Raw genomic sequence first — 2,979 nt, 5'->3', positions numbered from 1 at the left:
TTCCTGTTTCATTAACCACCAACTTAAGTTGGTGGTTAATAAGAAGATAGAGGTCATTAACCGATTCATCAGTTTCCAAATTTCGTGCAAAATTTCATACATATTTTAAATTATTGTCTTTTTAGAGTGGACTCAGTTTTTCTCTGATTTTTTTATTAATAAACACTTCTAAAAAATATAATTTTTCACCAAATTATATTCCAAATTGAACAGCTTGGGTGAAAATAAAATTATCATTGATTTTGAAAACTCAAATTGGTCTGCTAAACCGATTTAGTTTATTTCAGGCGATATTTCGAGTTCATTTATCCGCTACGGAATGTCGGACTACTGTTTTAACACAGACTGGAAATTTAGGAACAAGCAAACAACTTTAAAATCTCATTCTTCTCCGGTTTGATAATTCCCTTTTCAGTAATGAATCCTGTTATATATTCAGCAGGAGTTACATCGAAAGCAGGATTAAAAGCTCTCGAACAGGGAGAACATACTAATATTTTCTGTAAATTTCCTTTTTCATTCAAGCCTGTTTGGTAAAGCACTTCATTTTCATTTCTTACTTCAATATTAATTTCCTTACCTGATCTGCAATTAAGATCAAAAGATGAAATAGGTGCCGCAATATAAAATGGAATATCAAATTCTTTTGAACAAATTGCTTTTTCAAGAGTTCCGATCTTATTGGCAACATCTCCATTTACAGCGATTCTGTCTGCACCAACGATCATCATATCGATTTTTCTTTGAGACATCAAATACGCACCAGCATTATCAGGAATGATCTTGTGAGGAATTCCTTCGTTCTGTAATTCCCAGGCAGTAAGTTTTGCTCCCTGATTTCTCGGTCTGGTTTCATCCACATATATAAAAATATTTTTCCCTGATTGATGAGCAAAATATATAGGGGAGAGGGCAGTTCCGAAATCAACAAAAGCCAGCCAGCCAGCATTACAATGCGTTTCAATTTTGAATCCGTCCTTGATCAGATCATTCCCGAATTCTCCGATTTTCCTCGATGCATCCGCATCTTCATCCGATATTTTCTGAGCTTCAAAAATTGCTGATAGAATTGGATTTTCGGATTTTATAGCGTAATTAAATACACGCTCAGTTGCATAAAATAAATTTCTTGCTGTCGGTCTGGTCGATTCAATTTCTAATTTTGCTTTTTCGATAAATTTCCGGAAATTATTTTTTGGAGCTTCCATGAAAGATTGAGCCATAGCAAAACCAGCAATAGCTCCGATCGCTCCAGCTCCTCGAATTCTCATGCTTTTTATGGCATTACAGGAATCTTTATAAGTTCTTGCTTCATAGATTTTAAATTCAAATGGTAGAAGATGTTGATCGATCATAAAAACAGATGAATCTTTCATCCATATTGTTCGATAGTTAATACCGTTTACTCTCATTGCAATTTCTTCATCATCTTATAATGCTCGATCGAATCAAATAATGTTTGACCTTTCTTAACAACATGATAGTCATATTTCTGATAAAATTTTACAGCATTCTTTCTTGAATTTAGAATGATATATTTTGCTTTTCTAACCTTTGCTGCTTCTTCCAGAGATTTCAGAATTAGAGAGCCTACACCTTTTCCCTGATATTCTTTCTCTACTGCCATATATCTGATCTGTGCTTCAATTTTGGAGTTAAAATGCAATCTGCCGCAACCGATCAGTTTACCGTTTTTATCGTAAACCGTTCTATGAATGCTTTTATCTTCCAGTTCATCTTTTTCAGAGCCTTTTGCCTGATTCCAGGGTTTCCGCAGGATTTTCCAGCGAAGGTAGTAATATTGTTCAAATTCTTCTCTTTTTTTTGGGTTGGAGATAATCATTGTTTAAGTATTTAAAGATTAAACTTGCCAAATTATTAAAAATTTGGCAAGTTTTGAAAAAAAAATTACGGATAAAGCCTGTGTATCATTCTCGGGAAAGGAATAACTTCCCTGATATGCTTAACTCCGCTCATCCATTGTATTAACCGTTCCAATCCGATTCCAAAACCACTGTGAGGGACTGATCCGTACTTTCGCAGATCAAGAAACCATTGATAATTTTTAAGATCATATCCTTCAGCCTTGATCCTGTTCAATAGAATGTCATGATCATCTTCCCTTTGTGAACCGCCGATTATCTCACCAAATCCTTCCGGTGCGATCAGATCAGATCCTAAAACGAGATCAGGATTTTCAGGATCACGCTTCATATAGAAAGACTTGATTTCTTTGGGCCACTTCTCAACGAAGATCGGAACATCCGAATCCCGGGTGATCAAATCCTCTTCCGCTGCTCCAAAGTCCGAATCATAATCGATATCAGTTCCTTTTGCTTTAAGCAAGTCTATGACCTGTTTGTGCGTCAATATTTTGAAAGGAGCATCCGCTTTTTTCAGTTTTTCTATATCTCGTTCTAAAATTTCCAGTTCTTTCTCATTTCTTAGCAAAACAGTATTGATAACAAAGCGGATCAATTCTTCCTGGATTTTCATACTCTCAGCGTGTTCGACAAAAGCAGCTTCTGCATCCATCATCCAGAATTCAGTAAGATGTTTTCTGGTCTTGGACTTTTCCGCTCTGAAAACAGGACCAAAATCATAGACCTTACCCAAACTCATAATCCCGGCTTCGAGGTACAACTGTCCGGACTGAGAAAGATAGGCGACTCCTTCGTCGAAATAGGGAACTTCAAAAAGCGTAGTTGTTCCTTCAGAAGCATTCGGGGTCAGGATAGGAGAATCGAAACGATAGAATCCATTGTCATTCAGATATTCGCAAATAGCGAAATAGACAGTGTGTCGAATCTTCAAGATCGCATTCTGCTTTCTCGAACGCAACCAGAGGTGTCTTTGTGAAAGTAGAAAATCCGGTCCGTGTTCTTTTTTGGAAATTGGATATTCTCCAGCGAGATCGATGATCTTTATTTGTTTCAACTGGAATTCGTATTCACCCTTTCTTTTTGGGTGTTCATTCGG

3 protein-coding genes are annotated in these 2,979 nt (G+C 36.5%); all 3 read right to left on the bottom strand.

Features of this window, described 5'->3' with window-relative positions; all coding sequences use genetic code 11:
• Nucleotides 1-353 precede the first annotated feature (353 nt).
• Nucleotides 354-1,412, bottom strand: coding sequence for an S-methyl-5-thioribose-1-phosphate isomerase (gene mtnA / locus ENL20_00810; GenBank protein HHE37101.1), 1,059 nt, complete (start codon nt 1,410-1,412; stop codon nt 354-356).
• Complete coding sequence (locus ENL20_00805; GenBank protein HHE37100.1) at nt 1,409-1,843, bottom strand: N-acetyltransferase; 435 nt, start codon at nt 1,841-1,843, stop codon at nt 1,409-1,411. The genes mtnA and ENL20_00805 overlap by 4 nt, the downstream gene beginning before the upstream one ends.
• 65 nt (nt 1,844-1,908) lie before the next feature.
• Nucleotides 1,909-2,979, bottom strand: a 1,071-nt coding sequence (locus tag ENL20_00800) for an asparagine--tRNA ligase (GenBank protein HHE37099.1), incomplete at its 5' end; no start/stop codon positions are given.

The organism is Candidatus Cloacimonadota bacterium (assembly GCA_011372345.1).
Taxonomy (GTDB): Bacteria; Cloacimonadota; Cloacimonadia; order Cloacimonadales; family TCS61; genus DRTC01.
This window is presented reverse-complemented; position numbering and strand designations above follow the sequence as displayed.